Here is a 24,038-nt window from a genome sequence, read left to right on the forward strand (position 1 = left end):
GCATGTTCTCCTTCATCGCCCGCAGGGTGGCCGCCGCCGTCGGCACTCTGTTCCTCTCCTCAATCCTCGTCTTCCTCGCCGTACAGGCGCTGCCCGGCGATGTCGCCACCCAGGTCCTCGGCAAGGACGCGACACCCGACGCCGTGGCCGCGCTGCGCGAGAAGCTGAAGCTCGACCGGCCCGCCTGGGAGCGGTACGTCGACTGGATGCGCGGAGCCCTGCACGGAGACTTCGGTGTCTCCCTCGTCTCCGGGAAGGCGGTCGGCGGCGAAGTCTCCATGTATCTCGGCAACTCCGCGCTGATCGCCCTGATCACCGTTCTCTTCGCGGTCACCGGTTCGATCGTCCTCGGCATCCTCGCGGGCCTGTACCGCGACCGCTGGCCGGACCATCTGATCTCCACGGTCAGCCTGGTCGGGATGAGCGTCCCCGAGTTCGTGGTGGCGACCGTGCTGGTGCTCTGCTTCTCGGTCGCGCTGCCGTGGTTCCCCGCGGTCGTCCTGTACGGCCCGGAGGCGAGCATCGGTCAACTCCTGCCCGCCGTATGGCTTCCAGCGCTCTCCCTCGCCGTCGTCATGGCCGCGTACATCGTGCGCATGGCCCGTACCTCCGTCATCGACGTGATGGCGAGCGAGTACGTCACCACGGCCCGGCTCAAGGGCCTGTCGCCCTGGCGGGTCGTCACCCGGCACGCCCTGCCCAGCGCGCTGCTGCCGACCCTGCACGTCATCGCGCTGAACGTCGCCTGGCTCGCGGGCGGAGTCGCCGTCGTCGAGAACGTCTTCAACTACCCGGGGATCGGCAAGCTGATGCTGTCCTCGGTCCAGAACCGCGACCTGCCCGTCATCCAGGCCATCGCCCTCATCAGCGCCGTTGTTTACGTCGCCTGCAACTTGGCCGCCGACCTCGGCGCCATGGCCCTCAACCCCAAGCTCCGTACCCGAGGGAGGACCCGATGACCACGCTCGACACCGCCCCGGTAGCCGCTCCGCCGCCTGCCGCCGAGGCACGCGCCGTCCGCGCCTGGCGCACCCTGCGCTCCTCGCGCACCGCCGTCATCGGCCTCGCGATCGTCGCCGTACACGTGCTGATCGCCCTGCTCGCCCCACTCCTCACCTCCTACGACCCGATCGCCAACGACGCCTCGCACGTCCTGCTCGGCCCGAGCTGGGAACACTGGGCCGGAACGGACCAGTACGGGCGCGACGTCCTGACCCGAGTGCTGTACGGCGGCCGGTACGCCCTCGGCGTCTCCGTCGCCGCGACGCTGCTGACCGTCGCGCTCGGCACGGTGGTCGGTTGCGCGGCGGCGCTGCGCGGCGGCTGGTTCGACGACGTGCTGGGGCGGGTCCTGGACGCGGTGCTGTCCATACCGGCGATCCTGGCGCTGCTCGTCATCGTCACCGCGCTCGGGACGGGACCCGCGGTCATCGTCCTCGCGATCGCCGTGGTGTACGTGCCCCAGGTCGTACGAGTCGTGCGGGGCGCGGCACTCGCCGTCGTACCCGCCGACTATGTGACCGCGGCCCGCGCCCGCGGCGAAGGTACCTGGTCGATCCTGCGGCGCGAGATCCTGCCGAACATCACCGACGTGGTGTGCGTGGAGTTCGCGATGCGCGCCTCGTGGGTCGTGCTGCTGATCAGCTCGCTGTCCTTCCTCGGCTTCGGCGCCGACCCGCCGACACCCGACTGGGGTCTGATGGTCGCCGAGAACCGCACCGCCATCACCGTCGTCCCCATGGCGAGTCTCGCCCCGATCATCGCCCTGGCCACGCTCGTGGTCGGGCTCAACCTCGCGGCCGACGGCCTGTCCAAGGCCTGGGGCGTCGACCGGATCAGGGAGGGCTCCTGATGGCCACCTCGATCGTCTCCGTGAACTCCCTTTCCGTGGCCTACCGTTCGAGCGGGCGGGACGTGCCCGTCGTGCACGAGGTGTCGCTGGAAGTGAGCGCCGGGCAGACCCTGGCGCTGGTGGGCGAGTCGGGCAGCGGCAAGTCGACCGTCGCCGCGACACTGCTCGGGCATCTGCGGCACGGGTCCCGGATCACCTCGGGCTCGGTTCTCCTCGACGGGAGGGACGTCTTCGCCCTGCCCGCAAGGGAGTTGAGGCGGCTGCGCGGCGGGACCGTCGCCATGGTCGGGCAGAACGCGGGCCATGCCCTGACGCCGTCCATGCGGATCGGGCGGCAGATCGCGGAGGCAGGCGGGGACGTGTCTGTGGTGGAGCTGTTGGAGCAGGTCCGGCTTCCGAGCCCCGCCGAACTCGCCCGCCGCTACCCGCACGAGCTCTCCGGCGGTCAGCAACAGCGCGTCGCGATCGCCATGGCCATCGCGGCCCGCCCGAAGCTCCTCGTCCTCGACGAGCCGACGACCGGCCTCGACGTCGTCACCCAACGCGGCGTACTCGATCTGATCGGCGCCCTGCGCGACGAACTCGGTCTGGCGGCCGTGCTGGTGAGCCATGACCTCGGGGTCGTGGCCCATATGGCGGACGAGGTCATCGTGCTGCGGTCCGGACGGGTCGTGGAGGCGGCGCCCACCCGGCAGCTGTTCGCGATGCCTCAAGACCCGTATACAAGGCGGCTGTTGGCGAGTGTTCCGCGCCTGGACGACGCCGGTCTCGCGCTCGTCGGCGAGGCGGGGGAGCGCGAGGTGCGGCCGAAGGCGCAGGTGCCGGACGGCGCACCGGTCGCGGTGTCCGCGGTGGACGTCACGATCGACTATGGCTCGGTGCGCGCGGTGCATGGTGTGTCCTTCGACGTCCGGCGCGGCGAAATACTCGCGCTGGTAGGGGAGTCGGGCAGCGGTAAGTCCACGCTGGCCTGGGCGCTCGCGGGCCTGCGCACTCCGTCCGGCGGCACCATGACCCACGAGTCGGGAGACCTCGCGCGCCCCGCGCAGAAGCGGCCGCCGTCCCTGCGACGCCGAGTCCAGCTGGTCTTCCAGAACGCCGATACGTCGCTCAACCCGCGCCGCTCGGTGGGCGACGCGGTCCGGCGCCCGCTCCGCTTCTTCGGCGCCGCCGCCTCCCGGACGGAGGCCACCGCCCGAGCCCGGCAGCTCATCACCGACGTACGCCTCGACCCCGCCCTCGCCGACCGGCTGCCCGCCCAGCTCTCCGGCGGCCAGCGCCAACGGATCGGCATCGCGCGGGCGTTGGCGGGCGAGCCCGACGTCCTGATCGCCGACGAGATCACCACGGCCCTGGATGTCTCCGTCCAGGCCGATGTGCTCCGGCTGCTCGACGACCTGCGCCGGGAACGGGAGCTGGCATGCCTGTTCATCAGCCACGACCTGGCCGTCGTACGAGGCATCGCCGACCGTGTCGTCGTCCTGCGCCACGGAGTGGTGGTCGAGGAGGGGCCCACGGACGCGGTGTTCGCCTCCCCGGGACACCCCTACACGCGCCGGCTGATGGCCGCCGTTCTCGAACCCGACCCGGACGCGGGGCCGTTCGTCGACGGCGCGGTCGACTGGGAGGACGCGGCCGAACCGGGCGACCTCTGGACCGAGCACGACGACGAGGACGGTGACCGTGACCCAGGCCACCGGGTGCGTCGCTGGCGTCCGGCCGGTCACCCCAGTGCTCCCACCGCTCTCACCAGCCTCAGCACAGAAGGAGTTTCGTGAAGTACCGCGAGGAGTTCGAGCACCAGGTCGTCCGCGAGGACGTCTGGATCCCGACCCGCGACGGGAGGACCCGCCTGCACGCTCGCGTATGGCGCCCGGTCGGCGCGGACCCCGTGCCCGCGCTGCTCGAATACCTCCCGTACCGCAAGAGCGACTGGACCGCGCCCCGCGACGCCCAGCGCCACCCCTGGTACGCGGGGCACGGCTACGCCTCCGTCCGTGTCGACATCCGGGGCCACGGAGACAGCGAGGGCACACCCGGCGACGAGTACGACGCGCAGGAGCTCGCGGACGGCGTAGACGTCGTCAACTGGCTTGCCGCGCAACCCTGGTGCACCGGCAAGGTCGGCATGTTCGGCATCTCGTGGGGTGGCTTCAACTCCCTTCAGATCGCCGCCCTCGCCCCCGAACCGCTCAAGGCCGTCGTGACGGTCTGCTCCACGGACGACCGCTACGACAACGACGTGCACTACATGGGCGGCGCGCTGCTCGGCATCGACATGCTCGCCTGGGCGGGCACCATGCTGGCCTTCGCCTCCCGCCCACCGGACCCTGCCCAGGTCGGCCACGACCGCTGGCTGCCGATGTGGCGCGAACGCCTCGACGCCCTCGAACCCTTCCTGCACACCTGGCTGGAACACCAGCAGCGCGACGACTACTGGCGGCACGGCAGTGTCTGCGAGGACTACACCGCCCTCGACGCGGCCGTCCTCGCGGTCGGCGGCTGGAACGACCCGTACCGGGACACCGTGCTCCGGCTCGTGGAACACCTGCCAGGCGAACGGGTAAGGGGGATCATCGGCCCCTGGTCGCACCAGTATCCCGACCGGGGGCTGCCGCCCGGCCCGGCGATCGGCTTCCTCCAGGAGACGCTGCGCTGGTGGGACCAGCACCTGAAGGGCATCGACACGGGAGTCATGCGGGAGCCCCTGCTGCGGGCCTGGATCACCGACCCGGTCCCGCCCGCCACCTCGTACGACGTACTGCCCGGACGTTGGGTAGGCGACACCAACTGGCCCTCGCCGAAGGTTGGTTGGGACGAACGTCCGCTGGGAGCGGGAGCCGCCCCGGTCGTCGTGCGCTCCCCGCAGCACACCGGACTCAACGCCGGCCGCTACTTCCCCTACGGCAACGCGAGCGACCTGCCGCCGGACCAGCGTGAGGAGGACGGCCGTTCGGTCTGCTTCGACTCCGAGCCGCTCACCGAACGGGCCGAGATCCTTGGCCGGCCGCGCGTCCGGCTCCGCCTCGACAGTGCGACCCCGCGGGGCCACGTCATCGCCCGCCTGTGCGACGTCGCCCCGGACGGCTCGTCCACGCTCGTCACCCGTGGGGTGCTCAACCTGCTGAGCCGACACGGCCGTGACCGGGCCGTCGAGTGGACACCGGGGACGTACGAGGACGTCGAGTTCGAGCTGACCGGCATCGGATACGCCGTCCCGCCCGGCCACCGCATCCGGCTCGCCCTCTCCGACACCTACTGGCCCTGGGTCTGGCCGCACGGCGAGCGCGGCGAACTGCGCGTCGTACCGATCGACAGCGCCGTACTGCTGCCCCTGCGCGAGGCCGGGGCCGAACCGCCGATCCGCTTCGAGGAGCCCGAACAGGCCACCCCGCTGGACGTGATCTACGACCGGGCCGCCGAGCCCGCGCCCGAGCGACTGGTCACGCACGATGTCGCCAAGGGGTTGTGGATGCTGGAGGTCGACCCGAACTACGGGGGATCACGGACGTATCCGGACGGGCTGCGCTACGAGGAGAGTGCACGGGAGACGTACCGCATCCGCAGCGACGACCCCCTGTCCGCGCACGCCGTGTCCGAGTGGCGCATCCGGCTGCGGCGCGGGGACGACTACGACGCTGAGATCATGGCGCGGACGGAGCTGCGTGCCACGGCCGCGGACTTCGTCATGGACAGTCGCGTCGAAGCACGGGCGAACGGAGAGACAGTGGCCAAGCGCGCATGGCACCGCACCACCCCGAGGACGTCGGGATGACGGCCGCCAAGCCCCCGCAGGCCGCGAAGTCCCCGCGCCGCGCCGTGGCCGCCGCCGACCGCACCCGCCAGCCCACCGAGGTGCGCCGCCGGCTCATCGTCGAAGCAGCCGTGCCGTTGATCGCCGAGCGCGGGTACGCGTCGGTGGGGGTGCGTGACGTCGCCGCCGCGGCCGGGGTCTCCGTCGGCACGGTCACCTACCACTTCGGCAGTGTCCAGGAGATCCTCTCCGAGGCGATGGTGCTGCACATCGAGCGGTACTACGCGGCACTCAGCGAGGCGGCCGAGCACGCGACCAGCGGGGCCGAGGCGCTGCGGCTCCTTGTCGACGCGCTGTTCACGGAGGACACCGACCGGCACTGGCGGATGTGGTTCGACTACTGGAACGCCGGCGACCAGGACCCGGACCAGCCCTTCGCCCGCGGCCAGGGACAGCGGTACGAGGCCTGGCACACCCAGATCCGCGAACTGGCCGAACGGGGCGTCGCCGACGGGGAGTTCGCCTCCGACGATCTGCACGGCTTCACGGTCCGCTTCGCCGCCCTCGCCGACGGCCTGGCCCTGCAACGGCTGCGGCAGGCGCCTCTGTTGAGCACGCAGGATGCCAGGCGCCACCTCAACCGGCTGGTCGAGACGGAGCTTCGCCCCCGCGCTTGACTTGGGGGCCCTCAGCCGGCGTTGGCGGCGATCACCCGGGTGATCTCACGCGTGATGCGCAGGATCCCCGGAGAGCGGACCGGACAGGGCTTCGGGGTGGTCGTGGTCAGTTTGAGGCAGAAGTGCAGGGGGTCCTTGTCGTGGTGCAGGGCGGTGCGGTCGAGGCCGGGTTGGGTGCAGTACTCGGGGTGCTCGTGCTCGTACGAGGTGCACGGCAGGTACTGGACCCAGGTGTTGCGTGCCGACGCGGGGCTCACGGTCTTCCCTGCGTCGGCGACCAGGCCGCCGGAGGCGCGGGCCCGCTCCTCGTACAGTGCGTTGACGCCCTTGACCCGGTCGGGGGTCATCGGGTCCGGCCCCTGGAGCACCCATACGAGCGTGGGTGGGTGTGCGCCGCCGGCCGCCGAGATCTGGTCGGTCAGCCGTTTCATGTCGGCTTCGTACCGTTCGAAGTACGTCTTCCCAGGCTTGTCGTACGTGATGCCGCCCATGCAGGGCGTGTAACCCCAGGAGTTGCCCCAGAACTGCAGCACCACGAAGTCCGGCCGCAGCGAGCGCACCAGAGCGGCCGCCTTGTCCGCGGTCGGGACGAGGGACCTGTCCGCGCCGCCTTCCAGGTAGTCGCACAGGGTGGTGCCCGAGTACGGGGCACTCGTGTACCGCGCGTCCAGTTGGTCACGCAGCAGGTCCCCGAGCACCTCCTGGTTCTCCATGGCGAGCGAGTCGCCGAGGTAGAGCACGGTAGGCGCCTTCGAGGGGGCGTCCGGCGCATCGGGGGAGGCGGAGGCCGCCGGCCGCTGACGCGTCGTCGAGGTCGGTGCCGTCGAGGTGTCGGGCGTCGCGCGGGCGGGCGGTGACGCCTCGGGGCCCGACGCCGGGTCGCCGCACGCGCCGAGCAGCAGCCCGGCCAACAGCGCCCCGACGATCCACCGCTCGCGCATACGACAACTCCCGCCCACCGAAAGGGCCCCCAGGCAAGCACAGCCGAGCTCAAGGGGGAAGACACCCCGGTCACAACTCTCGCCGCACTGCGCCGAGTTGAAGAAGGACCGAGCGTCCACGTCAGCCCTCGACAGCTCCCGAGCGAAGCGCCGGCAGATCCGGGCGTCCGCGGCGTGAGAGCGATTTCGGGCGGCAGAAGGCCGGAGAGCCCGAAACCGACGTCGTACGGGCGAAACCGCTCGCCCTGTCCGCGGGTGGCCACCTTTGCGGACCTCTCACGTCGCGTTCCGTGGGCGGATGCGGGCGGCGAGTACCGCGACATCGTCCTCCGCGTGGCGGGCGTTGAGACGCACGAGGACCTCGTCGAGGAGTTGGTCGACGCCCGCTCCCTGCGGCAGCCGCATCTCGGCCAGCCGGGCGAGCGAGGCGTCGATGTCCTCGCCGCGCCGCTCCACCAGACCGTCGGTGTACATCAGCAGGGTGTCATCGGGAGTGAGCTTGCGCGTGGCCTGTTCGTAGCCGCCCACTCCGGTGCCCAGCGGGGGACCGACCGGCAGTCGCAGCAGCTCGCCGGTGCCGTCCTCGGAGAAGACGACCGGAGGCAGGTGCCCGGCGGAGGCGAGTGCGGCCGTGCCGCGTGCCGGGTCGACCTGGACCAGCAGACAGGTGGCCGGTCGCCGGTTGCCGTCCTCGGCGACCGCGGCGTCGAGTCGGCGCAGCACCCGGTGGGGCGGCAGGTCGGTGGAGGCGACGTAGCGGAGCATCGAGCGGTAGGCATTCATGTCGACCGCGGCGTTCAGCCCATGCCCCATGACATCGCCCACGACCAGCAGGGTGCGCCCGAAGTGCAGCCGTACGGTCTCGAACCAGTCACCGCCCACCAGGGTGGTGCCGCCGGCCGGCAGATAGCGGGTGGCCAGGTCGAGGTTCGGATGCGGCCGCCCCGGTTCGGCAAGGAGCGCCTTCTGAAGGTTCAGCACGGTGCTGCGTACGGCGTTGTGCCGGCGCGAATGGCCGATGTGGACGGCCGCCAGGCGCGCCGCGTAATGCGTGCCGGAGGTCTCCGGGTCGCTGAACTCCTTCCCCTGCCGGACGGCGAGCAGTACCCCGTACAGACGCCCGTGCGCGAGCAGCGGAACGGTCATGACCTGCCGCGGGACCCCTCCGGACAGGTCGATCGAGGCGCTGATCGGATGTCCCTCGTCCATCGCCTGCACGGACAGCGGCCGTGCCCCGTGCGCGGGCCACGGGGTGAGCAGCTCGGTGTCTCCCGCCGTGGCGACGCGCGAGAAGTCCGGCGTGTGGGGGTGCTGCGTGGTCGCCGGGGCGTCCGCGGGCAGCAGATCCACCGCCGAGGCGTCGCAGAAGTGCCTGCACACGAACGCGGCGAGTTCCTCGCACGTGGTCCGCTCGTCCAGCGTGGTGCCGATCGACTCGACGGCATCCTCCATGGCACCGACCGGCGACGGCGCACCCGGATTGTCCTCACCGCCTCGGCCCGTCATGTCACCTCCACCGCCCTACCCGCCCGGGTCCATCCACGCACGGGGGAGACGGGCCCGCACCCCGGTCAGTGCCGGGGCGGCACGTCGTTCACCAGCACGGCAGCCCCGTCGAAGCGGCCGGCCTCGAGGTCCTGGAGGGCCTCCTGGGCGCGTGACAGCGGGTATGCGTGCGTGGTCGCGCGTATGCCGTGGCGCGCCGCGAGGGCGAGAAATGCCCGCCCGTCCTCGCGGGTGTTCGAGGTGACGCTGCGCAGCTCCTTCTCGTAGAACAGCTCCCGCTCGTAATGGAGGGGCGGGGTGTCGCTCAGATGGATCCCGGCGATGGACAGGACCCCGCCGCGGTCGAGTGCCCGCAGGGCCACCGGGACCAGGTCGCCGACCGGCGCGAACAGGATCGCGCTGTCCAGCGGCTCGGGAGGCTCCTCGTACGCCCCGCGGGCTGACGCCGCCCCGAGGTCGAGCGCCAGCCGCCGGGCGGCCGGGTCCCGCGTCAGTACGTGCACGGTGGCACCCTGCGCGAGCGCGAGCTGCGCGCACAGGTGGGCGCTGCCGCCGAACCCGTAAAGGCCGAGCCGCCCGCCCGGCGGCAGCGAGGCCCGCAGCAGCGCGCGGTAGCCGATGATGCCCGCGCACAGCAGCGGGGCCAGGGCGATGTCGTCCACGTCGCCCGGCAGCCGGTACGCGAAATCGGCCGGGACGGTCGTGTACTCCGCGTAGCCGCCGTCGGCGTCCCAGCCCGTGTACGCGGACTCCGGACAGAGGTTCTCCGCGCCCCGCAGGCAGTACCCGCACGTGCCGTCCGTACGGCGCAGCCAGGCGACGCCCACCCGGTCGCCGACGGCGTGGTCGACCACGCCCTCCCCGAGTGCCACGACCACGCCGACCACCTCGTGCCCCGGTGTCACACCCGGCCGGTGCACGGGCAGGTCGCCCTCGGCGACGTGCAGGTCGGTGCGGCAGACCCCGCAGGCGCGGACATGGACGAGGAGCTCGCCGGCCCGCGGCACCGGCACCGGTTTCTCGACGAGACGCAGCGGCCCCTGTTCGATCGGCCCGGGCCGGACCACCTCCCACGCTTGCATCATCCCGTGCCCCGTCCCGTCGACGATCGTCGTTGTCCGTATTCCAGTTTCATGCGGAATATCCCATTCGGCGCGCGGCCAGGGCCACGGCTGACTAGCGTGAGGCGTGGAACCAGTCACCCAACCGGAGAAGGTCGACGTCATGGCCGTACAACCTGAGGGAACGCCCTGTTGGGCGGACGCGATGTTCAGCGATGTCGAGGGAGCCAAGAGTTTCTACGGTGACGTGCTCGGCTGGACGTTCGGCGAGTCGTCCAGCGAGTACGGGAACTACACGCAGGCGTACAAGGACGGCAAAGCGGTGGCCGCCGTCGTCCCGCCGATGCCCGGGGCGGAGGGCCAGTCCGCCTGGTGCCTCTACTTCGCCTCGCCCGACGCCGCCGCCACCACGCAGAAGATCCGGGACAACGGCGGTGCGGTCCTGATGGAGCCGATGCAGGTCGGCGACTTCGGCACCATGGCCCTGGCCAGCGAGCCCAGCGGCGCCGTCTTCGGCGTCTGGCAGGCGGGTGTCCACGAGGGTTTCGAAGCCACATCCGTGCCCGGCGCGTACGCCTGGGCGGAGGTCTTCACCCGTGAGCCCGAGAAGACCGACGCGTTCCTCCCCGCCGTCTTCCCGCTCAGCGCGAAGCAGGTGGACGAAGCCGAGATGGACTTCAGAATCTTCAACGTCGGCGAGGACACCGTCCTGGGCCGGATGAAGATGACGGACGACTTCCCGCCCGAGGTCCCGTCGTACGTCAATGTCTACTTCGGCGTCGAGGACTGCGACGCGGCGGTGGCGAAGGCGACCGAGCGCGGCGCCGTCCTGCGCTTCGGGCCCATGAGCAGCCCGTTCGGCCGGTTCGCGGCGCTGAGCGACCCGCAGGGCGCGTCGTTCTCCGTCATCGACCTCAACACGACCGAAGGCGACATGCCCAAGTTGACCGACGTGTCCTGAACACGTCGCCCGCCAGGGCAACCGTGCGGACGTGGTTGATCGTCCCTTCTTGTGGCCGCCGCACCTTCGGGTGACCGAACCCCCACAAGAATGGCGGGAGACCGCATGCTCCGCATTCACTTCACGTCGCACGATCTGCAGAACATCCGGGTGGCCCGGCAACCGGATCCGCTGTGGGAACTGGTCTGCAGTGTCTGCCGGCTGGAGACCGGGCAAGGACCGCTCGACTTCGGTCACTGGCGCCGCGCCGCCCGCGACCGGCTCTCCTCGGACCCGGTCGCGAACCGTGCACTGCGCCCGCTGCGGACGCTGATTCCCGCAGCGGGCTACATCCCGGACTTCCTCACGCCGTCGGTCACCGGCGGCGATCTGCCGGCCGGCCTCGACCAGCTGCGGCGCACCCCGCGCACCCGGTTGGTCCGCGACCTGACACGACTGGCCGACTCCCGCCCCGTTCCGGCCTGGGCGACCTCCCTCGGCAGGCCGGGCGGCGACTCACTGAGGTCCCTGGCGAACGCTCTGGCGATCTACTTCCGCGCCCTGCTGGAGCCGTACTGGCCGCACATCCGTACGGCGGTCGCCAACGACGTCGACCTGCGTTCCCGGCACCTCCTCGACGGCGGCACCCAGGCGCTCCTGGACGGGCTGGCCCCACTGGCGCGCTGGAAGTCACCCGTGCTGGAGGTGGACTATCCCATCGAGCGCGATCTCCATCTGGAGGGGCGCGGCCTGCTCCTGGTCCCCTCGTTCTTCTGCTGGCGCAGGCCGACCGCACTCGCGGACCCCGGCCTCGATCCGGTGCTCGTCTACCCGGTGGGGAAGGCGCCGCTCACCGTCGCGCGCGCCGCGGACGACGGCATCGAACGCCTGCTGGGCCGCACCCGCAGCGCCGTACTGGCCGAGGTGGCGGGCGGCCACGCCCGGACCACCTCCGAGGTCGCCGCGGCCGTGGGGATCGCGTTGCCCAGCGCCAGTTACCAGATCGGCGTCCTGCGCGACGGGGGACTCGTGGACAGCCGCCGTGACGGCAAATACGTCCTGCACACGGCCACCCCCCTTGGACAGCGGCTGATCGGGGACGGCGGCGGCCTTCGACCCGGTACGGGAGCATCCGTCGGACCGTGACATCATCGGCGCCATGCCTGAACGTGTAGTGGCCGCCTGTGACGGGGCGTCGAAGGGGAACCCGGGACCCGCCGGATGGGCCTGGGTCGTGGCCGACGGGGACGAGACCCCCACCCGATGGGAGGCAGGGCCGCTGGGCACGGCGACGAACAATGTCGCCGAACTCACCGCGCTGGAGCGCCTGTTGACGGCGATCGCCCCGGACGTTCCGCTGGAGATCCGGATGGACTCCCAGTACGCGATGAAGGCCGTCACCACCTGGCTGCCCGGCTGGAAGCGCAAGGGCTGGAAGACGGCCTCCGGGAAGCCCGTCGCCAACCAGGAACTGGTCGCCCGTATCGACGAACTCCTCGGCGGCCGCTCCGTGGAGTTCTGCTACGTCCCCGCGCACCAGGTCGACGGCGACCGCCTCAACGACTTCGCGGACCGCGCGGCGAGCCAGGCGGCGATCGTGCAGGAGCCCGCGGGCAGCGACCTCGGTTCCCCGCAGCCGCCGGCCGCCCCCGACACCGTCCCGGCCGCCACCGCGCGCCGCCGCGCACCGGCGAAGACCGCGCGGCAGGCCGGCCCGGCCCGCACGATCAAGGCGAAGTTCCCCGGCCGCTGCCTGTGCGGCCGTTCCTACGCGGCGGGCGAACCCATCACCAAGAACGGTTCGGGCTGGGGGCACCCCGAGTGCCGTACGACGGAAACGGCCGACGCGTAGGGCCTGTCGGTACGACGGAGACGGCCGACGCGTAGGGCCTGTCCGTACGACGGAGACGGCCGACGCGTAGGGCCTGTCCGTACGACGGAAACGGCCGACGCGTTGGCCCGTCCGACCGTCAGACCGTGTCGAACGTGTGGTGCGCCGTGTGGTCCAGCAGATCGGTCGGCCGGACGTCGCCCCACGGCTTCATCGTCTCGTTGAGGTCGACAACATTTAGGGTCCCGACGACGGGCGGATGGCCGCCCGCTCAGACATGGACCCGGTTGTGGAGATTGACGCCCCGCCGGCCTTCGAGGTGGTTGCGGAAGCCGTCCGAGGGGCTGTTCCACGGAGCCATGTCGTACGTCGCCACCTGACCGTCCCGGCTGTCGCGTGCAAACTGGCGCGCACCTCGGCGCTGTTACGCTTCGCAGTCAATTGACCGCAAAGTGCAACAAGGGAGTGCGCGTGAAGATCGCGTGCGTCGGTGGCGGACCAGCCGGCCTGTACTTCTCGATCCTGATGAAGCGCCAGGATCCGTCCCACGACATCACTGTCTACGAACGGAATCCGGCCGGTTCGACCTACGGCTGGGGAGTGACGTACTGGGCGGCCCTGCTCGACAAACTCCGCGAGGGCGACCCCGAGTCCGCGCGCGCCGTCAGCGAGAGCTCGGTCCGCTGGAGTGAGGGGGTCGCCCAGGTCGGCGGGAGCAGGACGGTGCACCCCGGCGACGAAGGCTTCGGCATCGGCCGCCGCCGACTGCTCGACCTGCTCGCCGAACGGGCCGAATCCCTCGGTGTGCGGGTCGAGTTCGAGCACGACGTGTCTGCCGAGGGGCTGCCCGACGCCGATCTCGTCGTCGCGGGCGACGGAGTCAACAGCGCCCTGCGCGAGCGCCACGCCGACCACTTCGGCAGTGACGTCACTATGGGACGGAACACCTACCTCTGGCTCGGCACCACCAAGGTCTTCGACTCCTTCACCTTCTCCTTCGTGGAGACGGAGCACGGCTGGATCTGGTGCTACGCCTACCCGTTCAGTGGAGAGCACAGCACCTGTGTCGTCGAGTGTTCCCCCGAGACCTGGACCGGTCTCGGGCTCGACGCGGCGAGCGAGGGCGATGGCCTGGCCCTCCTTGAGAAACTCTTCGCCGACCTCCTGGACGGGCACGCACTGATCGGGCGGGCGCAGAGCGACGGCAGCGCGCAGTGGCTGAACTTCCGCACTCTGACCAACCGGACCTGGCGCCACGGCAATCTGGTCCTGATCGGCGACGCGGCCCACACCACGCACTACTCGATCGGCGCGGGCACCACCCTCGCGCTGGAGGACGCACTCTCACTGGCCGGGGCGCTGCGCGAGATCCCGGATCTGGACGCGGCCCTCGCTCACTACGAACGGGAGCGCAAGGCCGCGCTTCTGTCGATCCAGAGCGCGGCCCGCCACAGCGCCCAGTGGTACGAGAACCTCCCGCGCTACATCCACCTCCCGCCGGCGCAGATGTTCGCCCTGCTCGGCCAGCGCCACTCGCCACTGCTGCCGTACATCCCGCCGCAGGTGTACTACCGGATCGACCGTGCGGCCGGACAACTGGAGGCGCTGCGCCGGTTCAAGCGCTGGCTGGGGCCGCGGCTGGCGCGTTCGGTGCAGGCCGTCCGCTCCCGCCGGTAGCCGTTTGCCAAGATTTTTGTTGGGTGAATAGCGATTCACCAGTTAAGGTGAATCGCTATTCACCCATTTTTTGTGGACTTCTGGAGTATCTGTGGCGGCTCTGCGTGAGCGAATGACGGTCCCGGTGCTGGCGTTCGGCGGGATCCTCATGGCAGTCACGCAGACGGTCGTGGTGCCGCTGCTGCCGGACCTGCCGCGGCTGACGAACTCCTCGGCGGGCGCGGTCTCCTGGCTGGTGACGGCGACCCTGCTGTCCGGAGCGGTGCTCACTCCCGTGCTGGGCCGGGCAGGGGACATGTACGGCAAGAGGCGTGTGCTGCTCATGGCACTCGCGCTGATGACGCTCGGCTCGCTGGTGTGCGCCCTCACGTCCGACATCCGCATACTGATCGCGGCACGGGCGCTCCAGGGCGCGGCCGCCGCGGTTATCCCACTGTCGATCAGCATCCTGCGCGACGAACTGCCGCCGGAGCGTACGGGTTCAGCCGTGGCGATGATGAGCTCCACCCTGGGTATCGGCGCCGCCCTCGGCCTGCCGCTCGCCGCGCTGATCGTCCAGTACGCCAACTGGCACGTCATGTTCTGGGTGACGACCGCGCTCAGCGCCGCCGGCCTCGCGCTCGCCCGGTGGGCGGTGCGGGAGTCGCCGGTCCGCGAGCCCGGCCGCTTCGACACCCTGGGCGCGCTGGGTCTTGCCGCGGGCCTGGTCTGTCTGTTGCTCGGCGTGTCACAGGGCGGACAGTGGGGCTGGACCAGCCCTCGTATCCTGGGCCTGTTCGTGGCGTGCGTGGTCGTCCTGACCCTGTGGTCGATGCAGCAGCGGCGCGCCGAACGGCCCCTGGTCGACCTGAAGTTGGCCACCCGCCCGCGGGTCGCCCTGCCGCATGTGACCGCGCTCCTGACCGGCTTCTCCTTCTACGCCAACACGCTGGTCACGGCACAGCTCGTGCAGGCGCCCGTGGCCACCGGCTACGGACTCGGCCTGTCGATCGTGGCGACCGGTCTGTGCCTGCTGCCCAGCGGGGTGACCATGCTGCTCCTCTCGCCAGTCTCGGCACGCATCTCGATGTCCCGGGGCCCGCGCGTGACGCTGGCCATCGGCGCCGCGATCATCGCCGTCGGCTATGTCGTACGCATCGCGGACAGCCGCGACCTGTGGGTGATCATCCTGGGCGCCACGGTCGTGTCGATCGGAACGACCTTCGCCTACTCGGCCCTGCCCACCCTCATCATCCGCGCCGTGCCCGCCGGGCAGACCGCGTCCGCCAACGGCGTCAACGTCCTGATGCGGACCGTCGGCCAGGCCGTGTGCAGCGCCGCCGTCGCCGCCGTACTCGTCCACCACACCAGCCTCGTCGGCGGCGTTTCCATACCCACGCTGCACGGCTATCTGCTGGCCTTCGCCATCGCGGGTACGGTCGCCCTGGTGGCCTGCGCCGCCGCGCTCGCCATACCCGCCGACGCCGCCCCTCGTGACACCCCACCGGCTCGCGACCGTACGGCAGCGACCCACGACGAGGCACTCGAAGGAGCCTGACCACCGTGATCACCCCGCCCCCCGGTCTCGCGGCAACCGCCACCGCTCCGCCGCGCCGCGACGCCGAGGAGACGAAGGCGGCCATCCTCCGCGCGGCCCGCTATCTGCTGGCCCGCCGCGCCCACGCGGACATCACGCTCAAGGCGGTCGCCGAGCGGGCGGGGGTGAGTGCGCCGCTGATCCTGAAGTACTTCGGAAACAAGGACGCGCTCTTCGCACGCGTCATTTCCTTCGAGTCCGATGCCGACGGCCTGCTGGACGCGCCGCTGGAGGACCTCGGCCGGCACATGGTCCGCCATCTGCTGATCGGCCAGACCGAGCGCGGCGCCGACCCCGTCCTGCGCATCGTGTTCGCCCCGCTCCAGGGCGAGCAGGGCGACATACTGCGCGCCAACTTCCGCACCCAGGTCAGCGGCCGCCTCGCCGAACGCCTCAGCGGCCCCGACGCGGGCCTGCGCGCCGAACTCGCCGTCAGCACACTGCTCGGCCTCGGCGTCATGTACGGCATCGCCCGCGGAACCAGCCTGCGCGCGACGGCGATCGAGGACATCGTCGACCGGTACGGCCCGACGGTGCAGGCCCACATCACCCGCCCGGTGTGAGGAACCGACGGCTCAGTTCACCCCGTGCGGGCGGAACTGGACGCTGATCCGTGGCCCCGCCGCCCGCGCCGACTTGGGGATGGCGTGCTCCCAGGTGCGCTGGCAGGAGCCGCCCATCACGATCAGGTCGCCGTGTCCGAGAGGCCGCCGCACAGTGTCGCCTCCGCGGCGTGGGCGCAGCACCAGATCGCGCGGTGCGCCCACGGAGAGGATGGCGACCATGGTGTCCTCGCGAGCACCCCGCCCGACCCGGTCCCCGTGCCAGGCCACGCTGTCGCGGCCGTCGCGGTAGTAGCAGAGTCCGGCCGTGGTGAACGGCTCACCGAGCTCGGCGGCGTAGTGCCCGGACAGCGTTTCCCGCGCCTCGTCGAGGACCGGGTGCGGCAACGGGTCGCCGCCGCCGTAGTACGCGAGCAGTCTCGGTACGTCGACCACGTGCTCGTACATCTGCCGTCGCTCGGCGCGCCACGGCACGTCCGCGACGAGCCGCGCGAAGAGGGCGTCGGCCCCGGCCAGCCACCCGGGCAGCAGGTCGATCCAGGCGCCGTGGCCCAGCGTGGTCCGGCGCATCCCGTTCAGTGGGGTGAGGCGCAGTTCGTCGGTCTGGTCGAAGAGTGAGCCCTGGAGGTGCGTGGACATGCGTCCAGCGTACTCCGTAATCGAATGTATGTTCCATTGCTGGAGGTGGTGGTGTGGGTCGAGGGGCCTCCGCGACCCGCGTCGTGTCTGATGGCGGCCGGCTTCTCTCGCGTGGGCGGGTCCCTCAGGCGCTGCGTGTATGGCGGGTGTCGGCAAGGAGTTCGGAGGTTGCCTCCCACAGTGCGCGCTGGGCCTGTTCGCCACGGTCCGCCTTCGGGCACTCCAGCGGCTTGGCGCCCTTGGCGGCGAAGTAACCGCCCGTGTTCGCCGCGAACGCGGGGTCGGTCGCGAGACGGACGATGATCTCGGCGCCGCGCCGGGGGTCCCCGATACGCAACCGGGTGAGGAGCTTCTGCAAGGCCCCGGCGAAGGGGAGTTCGCGGCCGAGTCCGGTGACGTTGAACCCCGGGCAGCAGCAGGTGACCGTGACTCCCTTTCCGTCGAGCTGCCGGGCGAGCTCCTGGGTGAACATGATGTCCATCAGCTTGGTCCGGCCGTACAGCCCGCTTGACTCCCGACGCGTGTAGTCGGCCGTGCCGGTGAGGTTCTGGAGCGGATAGACGCCGTCGGCCCGGAGTGAGGCCCGGGAGGCGACCGTGATGATCCGGGAGGGCGTCGAGGCCGTCAGTTTGTCGCGCAGGGCTGCGGTGAGAGCCCAGGGCGCGAGGTAGTTGACCACGGTCATCTCGGCGAGCCCCTCGGAGGTGACCCGTTGGGAGAAGCCGTGCAGGCCCGCGTTGTTGATCAGTACGTCGATGCGCGGGTAGCGGGCGTCGATCTGTTTTCCCGCACGGTGGACGTCACCCAGCAGCGAGAGGTCGGCGAGGAAGACGTCGACCGGAGTTCCCGGTGCGGCCTCCTCGATCTCCCGCCGCAGCGCGTCGGCCTTCCCCTCGCTGCGGGCCACGAGGCCGAGGTGGGCTCCGGCGCGGGCGAGGTCGAGGGCGGCAAGCCTGCCCAGGCCGTTGGTCGCGCCGGTCATGACGATGACGGGTCGAGCGTTCATGGAGTTCTCTCCGTGGCGGATGGCGAGGTGGTGCGGAGTGCCTCGCCGACGGATGATGAGGTACCTCAGTAACGTAACACGTAACATTGGTGAGGCACCTCATCAATCGAGGAGAGTGTTCGAGGCGACGACAGGAGCGATCACCATGACCGGCGGCGACCAGATGAGCCCCACGGATGTCGGGCTGCGGTACTTGTCACTGGGCTACCGCCTGCGCAGGGTCGTCGACGACGGCATGAGCGCGGGCGGCCTCTCGCTCGCCCGCACCAAGGTCCTTCAGGTCCTCGACCGTCGGGGCTCCGTGCGGCAGGCGGTGCTGGCGGAGGAACTGGGCCATGCCCCCCGGTCGGTCACGCAGTCGGTCGAGGCACTGGAGCGCGAGGGGCTGGTCGAACGGACACCGGACCCCGACGACGGGCGCTCCAAGCTCGTCACCCTGACCCCGGCCGGCGCCAAGGCGCTGGCGGCCGGCACCGCCGCGGGCGAGCATGTGCTGCGCGAGATCTTCGGGGCCATGGGGGACGACCGGCTGGCCGATCTGGACGGGCTTCTGGACGCCATCGAGGCGGCGATGTCGCCGACCGCCCCGGATACTCGGAACTCCCTTTCGAGGAAGCCTCGTTGACCAGCCCGAGGTTCCACCGTGAGATCACCGGGCGCGTGGGGTCTCAGCCGTCGGCCCTCAGTCCTCCGCCCTCAGCGCTCACCCCAGGAGGCGGCCTCCGGATCGGCGAGGACCTCGCGGATCACATGCTCGGCGTTGGCCGCCATCACGCGGTTCGTCGTGCGGTAGTACGGAAGCTGGTTCAGGGCCATGGACAAGGCCCAGCCGCGGCCACGTGCCCAGGTGGCGTGGTCGGCTCCTGTCGCGTGCCGGAAGGTGGGTCTCGCCTCGGCGGGGAGGAGGTTCCAGGCGGGGATGAGGTCGCAGGCGGGGTCGCCGATGCCGATGGTGCCGAAGTCCAGGACGGCGCTGAGGTGGCCCTGGTGGGTGAGGAGATTCATGGGCATCAGGTCGGAGTGGAGCCAGACGGGCGGACCGGTCCAGAGGGGTGCCGCCAGCGCCGCTTCCCAGGCGACCGTGGCCGCGACTGTGTCGATCATGCCTTCCAGTTCGCCGAGCGCGGAGCGCGTCGAGGCGTCCACGGATGCCAGCGGCCCGCCCCGGTAGCCGGGCGGCCCGCCCGGTAGGTCTACCTTCCGCAACGCGGCGACGAACGCGCCGAGGTCGGCGGCGAGCCGGACCGGGTCGGCAAGGCGGTCCGGGACGGGGAGTTCGCCGTCGAGCCAGCGGCCCACGCTCCAGGACCACGGGTACCCCGCCCCGGGAACGCCGGTGGCGAGGATCTCGGGAATGGGCAGCGGAAGCAGCGGGGCGAGGAGCGGCAGCCAGCGCCGCTCCTTCTCCACGTCTCCGGCGCCTTCCGGGACGCGGGGGAGACGTACGGCCATGTCGTCGCCGAGACGGTAGAGGGCGTTGACGGTCCCGGATGACGTGACGCGCTTGAGCGGCAGGTCGGCCCAGCGGGGGAACTGCGCGGCGAGCAACTCCCGTACGAGCGAGTCGTCGATCGGCGCTTCGTGGGCATGCATCGGGCCTGCGGACATCAGCTCCTGCTCTCGGTGTCGAAGGTCAACTTCCCTCATCCTCGGCCTGTTTCGAGCTTGTTCGCAATGCCAGGCAACCCTGCGGGCACCGGCTTCGTCTTGATCGGCAACGGGTGGGCAGCGCGTCGACCGTACTGAGCGAAGGATTCCCAGATGGAAATCCGGCGCACTATACGCTCTGCGTATACATGGCGTGTATAGCTGGATGGCCGCGCGCTGCCCGTGACAGCCAGTACCACCGGCGGGCGTTCCGACGTGGCCGACCGATGGCAGACAGAAAGGCATTCATGTACGGCAAGGCCTTCGCCCCGGAATACCAGGGCGCATTGACCACCCTGTCCGTGAACTCCTCGCTCACCGATGTCCTCGCGGCCGGCACCGAGCAACTCCGCGCGGCCGAACGCGTGGGCGCACGGGCGGAGGCGGCGCGTTCGGGCCTCGCCGTTGCCGAGGCGCACCGCCGGCTGGGGCAGGTGGCGGAAGCCGACCGGGCGTGGAAGGCGAGCTACCGCACCGCGCGCGAGGCCGGGGACGCGGCAGCCATGGCGTGGGCGCTGTGGAGCGGCGGCACCCTGGCCCGGCAGCGCGGCGCCTTCCCACTGGCTTGGCGGCTGCTGCGGCTGGCCGCCGAACTCGGTGAGCACGCCGGCGACGTCGTGGCGCGCGGCTACTCCCTGGCGGGGATGGCGGAGACCGGTCGCATCCAGGGCGACTACGCGGCCGTGACCGCCCTGCACGAGCAACTCCTGGCCGAGGCCCGAAAGCGGGGTGAGGCCCGCCACACCGTGTGGGCCCTGGAAGGCATCGCACAGATACACCGCAACACCGGCGCCTACGACACCGCCTACGCGATGTTCGAGGAAGCGGCCGAGATCGCCGCGCGCGCCGACGACCGGCGCGGCCACGCCTGGGCCCTGCGCGGACTGGCGGACATCGTCTCCGTACGCGACCAGGACCCCGACCGCGCGATGGAACTGCTGAGTGAGGCGGAGGAGTCGTGCCGTGCGATGAACCTGTCCGGAGCGCTCGCCTACAACCACAAGATGCGCGCCAACGTCCTCTACCGGGCCGGGCGTTATGAGCAGGCACGCGACGTCTACACGCAGGCGCTGGCGGAGTTCGAGGCGATGAGCGAGCCTCGCGGCCGGGCCCTGGCACGCCTCGGCCTGGTCAAGTCCCTGGCCCGCCTCGGCCGCGACCGCGCCAAGACTGAAGCGGACCTGACCGAACTGGCCCGCGTCCTGGAGAGCATCGGACTGCGCCACGCGGGGCGGATGGTCGAGGGGGCACGGACGGAGCTCGGCCTTGTGGCACCGGCCGGCAGCTCTGACACGGAGGTGACGCGATGACGCTCCTGTCCACATCCCTTCAGTCCCCGCCGGACGCCCCCGCCGCCCCGCAGATCCTGCACCGCTGCCGCGAACTCGTCGCCCCCGCGCTGGCGAAGGCGATCGGCGGACTGCACCCCTGGGTCGGGGAAATGGCCGGCTACGCCCTGGGCCGCTGTGAGGTGGGCGGCGCCCCCGCGGCGTACAGCCAGGGCAAGGGCGTACGGCAGGCACTGGCCGTCCTCGGTGCGGAGGCGGCCAGAGGTTGTGCCGACGCGGGTGTGCCCGGCGCGGTCGCCGTGGAGCTGGTGCACACCTTCTCGCTGCTGCACGACGACATCATGGACGGCGACGCGCTGCGCCGGGGCCGTCCCGCCGTGTGGAAGGCGTACGGCACCGGCCCCGCTGTCCTCGCCGGGGACGCGCTCTTCGCCCTGGCGGTGGAGACCCTCACGGCGGTACCCGCGACTCCGCATGGCGCCACGGCCGTACGTCAGTTGACGACGGCCCTCGGCGATCTGGTCCGTGGCCAGGCCGACGACCTGCTGTTCGCCCATCGTCCCTGGACCGGTCCCGAGGCGGTGGGCGTGGGGGAGTACGCGACGATGGCCGAGCACAAGACCGGCGCCCTGCTCGGCTGCGCGCTGGCCCTGGGGGCTCAACTGGCAGGCGGGCAGCGGGAGGCCGTGTACGCCCTGGACCGCGCCGGTCGTCACCTGGGCGTGGCTTTCCAGATCGCCGACGACCTGCTGGGTATGTGGGGCGATCCGGCGGTCACCGGCAAGCCGGTCCACAGCGACCTGCGCCAGGGAAAGAAGACACTCCCGGTCCTCGCCGCCCTGAACGCCCCCGGCCACTCAGCGCTGGCCGAACTCCTCACTTCCCGGGCCACCCTCGACGACTCCGCCGTACGCCGAGCGGCAACCCTCGTCGAACAGGCGGGCGGCCGTGCCGCGGCCCTGCGCGAAGCCCGGCGTCATCTCACCGCCGCGCACACGCTCCTGGCGGGCGCACCCTTGGCCCCGCGCCCCGCCCGTGACCTGCGCACCCTGTTGTCCTCCCTCGCCCACCGCGTGATCTGACATCTCCGAGCCTCCGGTCCGCTCCGTTCCGGACCGGAGGCAGCCTGCGACGTCGGTCACATGCACGTGTTGACGCATCCCACCAGGCAACCTCTTCATCTCTCGGCACATCTGTCGCCCCGGGGCGGGACAGTCCCCACGGCGTTCAACGGTGCCGTGCGTGAGGGCGGTTGGTGATCCCGGCCGCCCCTGTTCGAAGGAAATCAGTGCGTATACCCCACATACGTCGCGTGGCGATCGCCGTCGCGGTGACGACGACCGTCACGCTCCCGACGGGCCCCGCCTTCGCTTCCGTGCCTGTCGGCGCCTCGGCTGTGGCCTCCTCGCCGGTGGACGCCGCCCGGGCGGCAGCGTTCGCCCACGCGTCGGCCACCGGTGTCAGCCAGGGCGACACCCTGCGGGCCAAGGACGTCATGACGGATCCGGACGGCAAGCAGCACGTGCGCTTCGTGCGCGCCCACCTCGGTATGCCGGTCCTCGGCGGCGACCTCGTCGTTCACCTCAGCGGGCGGTCCGCCTATCTCGGTGTGACCAGGGCCGCCGATCACGCCGTCGAGCCGGCCACGACCGAGGCGAAGCTGACGCCCCGGCAGGCCGAGCGGAAGGCCGCCGAGGTCGCGAAGGGCGACGCGGGCGACGCCCAACTCGTCGTCGACGCCCGCGACGGCGCGAGCGCGCTCGCCTACCAGGTGCGCGTGACGGACAGCGACATGACTGAGGCAGGCGGATCTCGCACGGTTGTCGTGGACGCCAGGTCCGGCCGGATCCGCAGCAACGTTCCCGACAGCGACGAGTTCATCTCGCCGTCCCTGGACGAGACGCTGCGTGAGCGCGGCGAACAGCTGAGCCCCGAGACGGGTACCTCGGCCCAGCCGGCAGGCCTCCTGGGTGCGGCAGCTGCCACTACCTACCCGGTCAAGGCCACCGGCAGCGGCGCTTCCCTCTTCGCAGGCAAGGTGACGCTCACCACCACCCGCACGGCTCGCACCAGCTACCTCCTCAAGGACTCCACCCGGTGGAACACCGAGACCCGGGACGCCAAGGGCCAGGAACTGGAAGCCTTCTCGCGCGGCAAGAAGTTCACCGACGCCGACAACAAGTGGGGCAACGGCGCCACTTCCAGCAGTGTCACCGCCGCGGTCGACGCCCAGTACGGCATCACCAAGACCCTGGACTTCTACAAGAAGACCTTCGGCCGCAAGGGCATCAAGAACAACAGCGCCGGAGCCCGCGCGATGGTCCACTTCGGCAACAAGGTCGGCAACGCCTTCTGGGACTCGACCTGCGGTTGCATGCTGTACGGCGACGGGGACGGCGACATGCTCAAGAAGCCGCTGGTCGTCCTAGACGTCACTGGTCACGAGCTGACCCACGGGGTCGTCGACGCCACCGCCGCCCTCGAACCGACCCGAGTGGACCGGGACGGCAACCAGTACGGCGAGCCGGGTTCGCTGAACGAGTCCCTCGCCGACATCTTCGGCTCGGCGGTCGAGTTCTCCGCCAACAACCCGAAGAACCCGCCCAATTACCTCGTGGGCGAGAAGCTCGGCCTGGCACAGAAGTTCCTGCGCCGCCTCGACCGTCCCTCGCTGGACAAGCTGGAGGGAGCGGTCGACTACTGGTCGTCCGAGGCCTACGACACCGAGGTCCACGCGGGCTCCGGCGTCTCCTCACACGCGTACTACCTGCTCGCCGAGGGCAGTGGCAGGAAGACGATCGGCGGGGTCACCTACGACTCGCCCACGTACGACGGTTCGCGGGTGACCGGCATCGGACGTGCCAAGGCCACGGCGATCTTCTACCGCGCGCTGACCCGCTACATGGTTTCGACGACCGACTTCCACGACGCGCGCGAGGCCACCCTCAAGGCCGCCGGCGACCTGTACGGCACAAGCAGTACCGAGTACAAGACGGTGGCGAAGGCCTGGACCGCCGTCAATGTCACCGCCACCAACGGATGACCTGAGGGTGCCCCGCCACCAGGGCGGGGCACCCTT

Annotated in this window: 21 protein-coding genes and 1 pseudogene; 15 read left to right on the plus strand and 7 right to left on the minus strand. The window is 71.0% G+C overall.

The features are described 5' to 3' along the window. The first annotated feature begins 2 nt into the window (after nt 1–2). The 5 genes from AB0N66_RS34450 to AB0N66_RS34470 are packed head-to-tail and all read left to right on the plus strand — an operon-like array spanning nt 3 to nt 6,283. Nucleotides 3–959: an ABC transporter permease gene (locus AB0N66_RS34450; RefSeq protein ID WP_365442456.1), complete on the plus strand. Its 957-nt coding sequence runs from the start codon at nt 3–5 to the stop codon at nt 957–959. Continuing rightward, a complete protein-coding gene (locus tag AB0N66_RS34455) occupies nt 956–1,852 on the plus strand; it encodes an ABC transporter permease (RefSeq protein WP_365442458.1) in 897 nt (298 codons plus the stop codon). Before AB0N66_RS34450 ends, AB0N66_RS34455 begins: the two co-directional genes overlap by 4 nt. Beyond that, nucleotides 1,852–3,630 carry an ABC transporter ATP-binding protein gene (locus AB0N66_RS34460; RefSeq protein WP_365442460.1) on the plus strand — a complete coding sequence of 593 codons (1,779 nt, stop codon included), beginning with the start codon at nt 1,852–1,854 and terminating at the stop codon, nt 3,628–3,630. Before AB0N66_RS34455 ends, AB0N66_RS34460 begins: the two co-directional genes overlap by 1 nt. Further along, on the plus strand, nt 3,627–5,627 hold the full coding sequence (locus AB0N66_RS34465) for a CocE/NonD family hydrolase (RefSeq protein WP_365442462.1): 2,001 nt from the start codon (nt 3,627–3,629) through the stop codon (nt 5,625–5,627). Before AB0N66_RS34460 ends, AB0N66_RS34465 begins: the two co-directional genes overlap by 4 nt. Continuing rightward, entirely contained in the window at nt 5,624–6,283 is a 660-nt protein-coding gene (locus AB0N66_RS34470) for a TetR family transcriptional regulator C-terminal domain-containing protein (protein WP_365442464.1), read from the plus strand. Before AB0N66_RS34465 ends, AB0N66_RS34470 begins: the two co-directional genes overlap by 4 nt. Nucleotides 6,284–6,294: 11 nt before the next feature. Here AB0N66_RS34470 and AB0N66_RS34475 read toward each other — a convergent pair whose 3' ends face one another. The 3 genes from AB0N66_RS34475 to AB0N66_RS34485 form a co-directional block, all read right to left on the minus strand. Further along, nucleotides 6,295–7,224 (minus strand): SGNH/GDSL hydrolase family protein, encoded by a 930-nt coding sequence (locus AB0N66_RS34475; protein WP_365442466.1) that lies wholly within the window; start codon nt 7,222–7,224, stop codon nt 6,295–6,297. A gap of 276 nt (nt 7,225–7,500) precedes the next feature. Continuing rightward, nucleotides 7,501–8,730, minus strand: coding sequence for a GAF domain-containing SpoIIE family protein phosphatase (locus AB0N66_RS34480; RefSeq protein ID WP_365442468.1), 1,230 nt, complete (start codon nt 8,728–8,730; stop codon nt 7,501–7,503). Between the two features lie 65 nt (nt 8,731–8,795). Further along, nucleotides 8,796–9,812: a zinc-binding alcohol dehydrogenase family protein gene (locus tag AB0N66_RS34485; protein WP_365442583.1), complete on the minus strand. Its 1,017-nt coding sequence runs from the start codon at nt 9,810–9,812 to the stop codon at nt 8,796–8,798. Nucleotides 9,813–9,954: 142 nt separating this feature from the next. Between AB0N66_RS34485 and AB0N66_RS34490 the strand changes: the two genes are divergently transcribed. The 3 genes from AB0N66_RS34490 to AB0N66_RS34500 all read left to right on the plus strand — a co-directional run bounded on the left by AB0N66_RS34490 (nt 9,955) and on the right by AB0N66_RS34500 (nt 12,583). After that, the gene (locus AB0N66_RS34490; RefSeq protein ID WP_365442469.1) at nt 9,955–10,752 is read left to right on the plus strand and encodes a VOC family protein; all 798 of its coding nucleotides are present in this window, start codon (nt 9,955–9,957) and stop codon (nt 10,750–10,752) included. A 105-nt stretch (nt 10,753–10,857) separates the two neighbouring features. After that, nucleotides 10,858–11,877 (plus strand): helix-turn-helix domain-containing protein, encoded by a 1,020-nt coding sequence (locus AB0N66_RS34495; RefSeq protein ID WP_365442471.1) that lies wholly within the window; start codon nt 10,858–10,860, stop codon nt 11,875–11,877. Between the two features lies 1 nt (nt 11,878). Beyond that, nucleotides 11,879–12,583 carry a ribonuclease H gene (locus AB0N66_RS34500; RefSeq protein WP_365442585.1) on the plus strand — a complete coding sequence of 235 codons (705 nt, stop codon included), beginning with the start codon at nt 11,879–11,881 and terminating at the stop codon, nt 12,581–12,583. 118 nt (nt 12,584–12,701) lie between these two features. On the opposite strand, the pseudogene AB0N66_RS34505 reads toward AB0N66_RS34500, so the two are convergent. Beyond that, a pseudogene (locus AB0N66_RS34505) lies at nt 12,702–12,938 on the minus strand (tyrosinase family protein); the annotation flags it as partial. A gap of 95 nt (nt 12,939–13,033) precedes the next feature. Between AB0N66_RS34505 and AB0N66_RS34510 the strand changes: the two are divergent. From AB0N66_RS34510 to AB0N66_RS34520, 3 genes are all read left to right on the plus strand, one after another. After that, a complete protein-coding gene (locus tag AB0N66_RS34510) occupies nt 13,034–14,239 on the plus strand; it encodes an FAD-dependent monooxygenase (RefSeq protein ID WP_365442473.1) in 1,206 nt (401 codons plus the stop codon). A gap of 112 nt (nt 14,240–14,351) precedes the next feature. Beyond that, on the plus strand, nt 14,352–15,776 hold the full coding sequence (locus AB0N66_RS34515) for an MFS transporter (protein ID WP_365442587.1): 1,425 nt from the start codon (nt 14,352–14,354) through the stop codon (nt 15,774–15,776). Beyond that, entirely contained in the window at nt 15,773–16,378 is a 606-nt protein-coding gene (locus AB0N66_RS34520) for a TetR family transcriptional regulator (protein ID WP_365442589.1), read from the plus strand. The genes AB0N66_RS34515 and AB0N66_RS34520 overlap by 4 nt, the downstream gene beginning before the upstream one ends. A 12-nt stretch (nt 16,379–16,390) precedes the next feature. On the opposite strand, the gene AB0N66_RS34525 is transcribed toward AB0N66_RS34520, so the two are convergent. Then, on the minus strand, nt 16,391–17,017 hold the full coding sequence (locus tag AB0N66_RS34525; RefSeq protein WP_365442475.1) for an alpha-ketoglutarate-dependent dioxygenase AlkB: 627 nt from the start codon (nt 17,015–17,017) through the stop codon (nt 16,391–16,393). 124 nt (nt 17,018–17,141) lie between these two features. Next, a complete protein-coding gene (locus AB0N66_RS34530; protein ID WP_365442477.1) occupies nt 17,142–18,023 on the minus strand; it encodes an SDR family NAD(P)-dependent oxidoreductase in 882 nt (293 codons plus the stop codon). Nucleotides 18,024–18,168: 145 nt separating this feature from the next. Here AB0N66_RS34530 and AB0N66_RS34535 point away from each other — a divergent pair, with 145 nt between their 5' ends. Then, on the plus strand, nt 18,169–18,648 hold the full coding sequence (locus AB0N66_RS34535) for a MarR family winged helix-turn-helix transcriptional regulator (protein ID WP_365442479.1): 480 nt from the start codon (nt 18,169–18,171) through the stop codon (nt 18,646–18,648). A 71-nt stretch (nt 18,649–18,719) separates the two neighbouring features. Here AB0N66_RS34535 and AB0N66_RS34540 read toward each other — a convergent pair whose 3' ends face one another. Next, entirely contained in the window at nt 18,720–19,631 is a 912-nt protein-coding gene (locus tag AB0N66_RS34540; RefSeq protein ID WP_365442481.1) for an aminoglycoside phosphotransferase family protein, read from the minus strand. 287 nt (nt 19,632–19,918) lie between these two features. Here AB0N66_RS34540 and AB0N66_RS34545 point away from each other — a divergent pair, with 287 nt between their 5' ends. From AB0N66_RS34545 to AB0N66_RS34555, 3 genes are all read left to right on the plus strand, one after another. Continuing rightward, the gene (locus tag AB0N66_RS34545) at nt 19,919–20,980 is read left to right on the plus strand and encodes a tetratricopeptide repeat protein (protein WP_365442591.1); all 1,062 of its coding nucleotides are present in this window, start codon (nt 19,919–19,921) and stop codon (nt 20,978–20,980) included. Continuing rightward, on the plus strand, nt 20,977–22,041 hold the full coding sequence (locus tag AB0N66_RS34550) for a polyprenyl synthetase family protein (protein ID WP_365442483.1): 1,065 nt from the start codon (nt 20,977–20,979) through the stop codon (nt 22,039–22,041). The genes AB0N66_RS34545 and AB0N66_RS34550 overlap by 4 nt, the downstream gene beginning before the upstream one ends. Before the next feature lie 206 nt (nt 22,042–22,247). Next, nucleotides 22,248–24,002 (plus strand): M4 family metallopeptidase, encoded by a 1,755-nt coding sequence (locus AB0N66_RS34555; RefSeq protein WP_365442485.1) that lies wholly within the window; start codon nt 22,248–22,250, stop codon nt 24,000–24,002. Nucleotides 24,003–24,038: the final 36 nt, after the last annotated feature.

Origin of the sequence: Streptomyces sp. NPDC093544 (assembly GCF_040683495.1) — a bacterium.
In the GTDB taxonomy this organism is placed as follows: domain Bacteria; phylum Actinomycetota; class Actinomycetes; order Streptomycetales; family Streptomycetaceae; genus Streptomyces.